2 protein-coding genes are annotated in these 3938 nt (G+C 75.5%); both read left to right on the top strand.

What is annotated here, in order from left to right; genetic code table 11:
* Positions 1-1057 precede the first annotated feature (1057 nt).
* Positions 1058-2416: a serine hydrolase domain-containing protein gene (locus ACFV6I_RS35830; RefSeq protein WP_380430110.1), complete on the top strand. Its 1359-nt coding sequence runs from the start codon at positions 1058-1060 to the stop codon at positions 2414-2416.
* Positions 2417-2610: 194 nt separating this feature from the next.
* Positions 2611-3938, top strand: a 1328-nt coding sequence (locus tag ACFV6I_RS35825; RefSeq protein ID WP_380430119.1) for an amino acid adenylation domain-containing protein, incomplete at its 3' end; no start/stop codon positions are given.

Below are 3938 nucleotides of genomic sequence, written 5' to 3'. Positions count from 1 at the left end.
ACCCCCCCGGCCGGGCCCCCCCCGGGGGGGGCTCCCCCGCCGGCCGGCGGGGCGCGGGGGGGGGGCGGTGCCCCCCCCGGGGTGCGGGGGGGGGGCGCATCCGCTCGGCCGCCCCCCACCCCGGGGCGGCCGATGTGAACCAGAGCATGCGTGAAACAGGGCACACGCGCACCACGGCACAAGCGCATCGGGGCACACGCGCATCAGAGCCCTCATTGATTCACTCACAACGCACCTGATCTATTCCGTCGCATTCCTGCACAACCGCCCCAGGCGTCAGGGGAATCACTCGGCTATTCCCCGCGGAAACCCGGCCGGGTGGCCAGGGGGATCGGGGTGTCACAGTTTCGGCCAAAGAATTCACACCCGTCATCAGGCGTTCCGGGCGTGGCCGGGAGTCACACCAGCGATTTTGCGGTTCCGATTCCGAGGAGAGTTGCTTTCCGTTCAATCGCCAGGGGTTGCGAGCGGGTGACCCGCCGTGAAGACTGTTCCGCGTTCGTCGTTCCGAGCGTTCGGGCCGTCAAGGTATTGCCCGGTCCTCGCGACGGTTGTGGCAGGTTCCGCACGGTGGCTGCGGGGAGGGATCGCAGGGGGGATAGGCATGCCGGGCGCGACGATCGCGCAGGTCAGGGCCGTCGGAGCGGCCGACTGGAGCGTTCGGGATTCCTGTCCGGACCCGCCTGCGGGGTGAGGTCATTCGGCGGTCGGCCGTTCGCCGCCCTCCGTTCCCGCTCACCGTTCCCCCGTTCGCCGTTCCGGGGCGGCGTGGAATTCTGGTCGCATTCGCACCGTCCGGTCGGGGAGCGCCGAAGCGGCCGGGAACGGTTCCCCTCGGGCGGGTGCGGCGCCCTGCCGGGAGCGGTCGGGGATTCCCGTTCACACCCAGTCGGCCGTCATCGGCAGACTTCCGTCGATTCCCGTTGTTCCCGCGAGTCTTGAGTCGAGGAGCGCAGGTGGCAGGAAATTTCACGGTGTGCTCCACAGTAATCCGGAATTCATCCGCGGACGCTTGCCGCGCCCGCATCTGAGAACCAGTCAACGGGAGCGTCCGCCCATGCCGTACCCCAGCTCCGCGCCCGTCCGCGAGCGCGCGCCGTTCCTCTTACGCCGCTTACAGCGCGAACTGCAGCACCGGCTCGACACGCTCGCGCGCACCCACCGGGTGCCCGGCGCCCAGGTGGTGCTGGACACCGGCTCGGAGGTCGTGGCCCTGCACACCGGTGTGGCCGACGCCGCCACCGGTGCGCCCTTCACCGGGGACACCGTGGTGCCGGTGGGGTCGCTCACCAAGCCCTACACGGCCGCCCTGGTGATGCTCCTGGCCGACGACGGCGACCTCGACCTCGACGACCGGGTCGCCGACCACCTGCCCGAGCTCCGCCGGATGCCAGCAGTAACGATTCGCCAACTCCTCAGCCACACCGGCGGACTGCCCACCGGGCCGGACTCCGACGCCGCCGCCCGGACCACCGCGGCGCACTACCTGTCGTCCGTGTGCACGGCCGGGGACGCGCTCTTCCCGCCCGGGACGGACTTCTCCTACTCCAACGCCGGCTACATCGCCGCCGGGCGCCTGGTGGAGACGGTGACCGGGATGCCCTGGCACGAGGCCGTGGCCGCCCTGCTGCTCGAACCGCTCGGCACCGTGCCCGTGTTCGTCGACGCGAGCGCACCCGCACGCCCGGTCGCCGCCGGACACGCGCTCAACGCCGCGACCGGCCGGGCCCGGCCGGTCCGGCAGAACCTGGCCCCGCTGGAGGCCCCGGCCGGAGCCCTGCTGGCGAGCGCCGCGGACCTCGCCGCGCTCGGCGGCGCCCTGGTCGGCCGGGCCAAGGCCCTGCCCCCCGCCGTCGCCGAGGAGATGCGCCGCCCGCAGCCCGGCGCCCGGCCGGGTGCGCTCGCGGACGGCTGGGGCCCGGGGCTCGCCCTCTACCAGCAGGACGGCCGGCTGTGGTGCGGCCACGACGGCAACGCCATGGGGACCTCCTGCCACCTGCGGGCCGACCCGGACAGCGGCGTGGTGGTCGCCTTCGCGGGCAACTCCGGCACCGCCACCGCGCTCTGGCGCGAGCTCGCGGCCGATCTGGCCGAGCTGGCGGGTGTCCGGGTGCCCGCCGCGATCGCGCCCGTGGGCGCGGGCGAGCCCGCCCCCCTGCCCGAGTGCGCGGGCACCTACCGCAACGGGTCGATCCGGTACCGCGTCGAGCCCGCGGGCGACGGGTCGTCCACGCTCTCCGTGGACGGCGACCTGCCGCTGCCCCTGCGCTGTTTCGCCGACCTCTCCTACGACCTGCTCGCCCCCGACACCGGCCGCCCCGCGCCGGGCGGGCGCTTCCACCGCGATCCCGCCACGGGCGTGATCGACCGGGTGCAGGTGTCCGGGCGCACGGCGCGTCGCGCCGACCCCGCCTGAGGCGCCCGGCCTCGTCCTGGCCGCCTGCGGCCCTCCCGCCGGCGTCGCTCCACCGGGCTCACCCCCGGCTCGTTCCGTTCCTCCGGCCCGGTTCCCCCGGGCCCGAGGGCCGGCCCCCGCCTGCCCCGGCGCCCGCATCGCCTCCTCCCCGTCCGGAAGGACCTTCCGCCATGACCGACCGGCCTGCCCAGCCCGTGCGTTCGTCCGCTCCGCCGCAGGCCGGCGACACCCCTGGCGCCCCGGGGACCGGTGCCGCCCGGGGGACCGATGCCGCCCCGCCGCCGGCGCACCGGACGCTCGACGCGCTGTTCGCCGCCCAGGTGGCCCGCGCGCCGCACGCGCCCGCGGTGACCGACGGCCGGCGCAGCTGGACGTACCGGGAACTGGCCGACCGGGTCGAGCGCCTGGCCCGCGACCTCGCACGGCGCGGTGCCGGGACAGACCGGACGGTGGCGCTGGTCCTGCCGCGCTCGATGGAACTGGTCGCGGCGGAGCTGGCCGTCGCCCGGACGGGCGCCGCCTTCCTGCCCGTGGATCCGGCCTACCCCGCCGGGAGACGGGCGCTGATGCTCGCCGACGCCGCACCCGCCGTCGTCCTGGACGATCCGGCCCGGGTCCGCGCGCTGCTGGAGACGGACCGGGCCGACAGCACGGACCGGGCCGATAGCACGGACACACCCGGCGCCGTCGCCGCGCCCGACACCGGCCTGCCGGGCCCGAGCGGCACCGACCACGCGGCGTACGTGATCTACACCTCGGGCTCCACCGGGACGCCCAAGGGCGTGGTCGTCACCCACCGGGGCATCGGCGGCTTCGCGGAGGCGGCCCGCGCGCACTACGCGGTGCGCCCCGGCGACCGGGTGCTGCAGTTCTCCTCGCCCAGCTTCGACGCCTCCGTCCTCGAACTGTTCATCTCCGTCCTGGCCGGCGCCACGTTGGTGATCCCCCCGCACGGCCCCTGGCTGGGCGAGGAACTCGCCGCCGTGCTCGACGAGCACCGCATCACCCACGCCCTCATCCCGCCGGCCGCCCTCGCCACCGTGCCCGGCGGCACGGGCCGCCACCTGCGCACCCTGATCGTCGGAGCAGAGGCCTGCCCCGCGGACCTGGTCGACCGCTGGGCGCCCGGCCGGCGCATGATCAACTCCTACGGCCCGACCGAGGCGACCATCGTCGCCACCTGGACCGGCCCGCTGGCCGCCGGCAGCGGCGCACCCCCCATCGGCGGCGCGCTGCCGCACACCCGGGCGTACGTGCTCGACGCGGCCATGCGGACCCAACAGCCAGGCACCGACGGCGAGTTGTACGTCGGCGGCGAGGGCGTGGCCCGCGGCTACCTGGGCCGCCCCGGCCTGACCGCCGGGCGCTTCGTCGCCGACCCCTTCGGCCCGCCCGGCGCCCGGCTCTACCGCACCGGCGACCGGGCCCGGTGGACGGCCGACGGGGAGCTGGAGTTCCTCGGCCGGCTCGACCGGCAGGTGAATATCCGCGGCTTCCGGATCGAACCGGGGGAGTACGAGGC

Source organism: Kitasatospora sp. NPDC059803 (genome assembly GCF_042732255.1).
In the GTDB taxonomy this organism is placed as follows: Bacteria; Actinomycetota; Actinomycetes; order Streptomycetales; family Streptomycetaceae; genus Kitasatospora.
The sequence above is the reverse complement of the archived record's forward strand: the minus strand, read 5'-3'. Positions and strand labels throughout refer to the sequence as shown.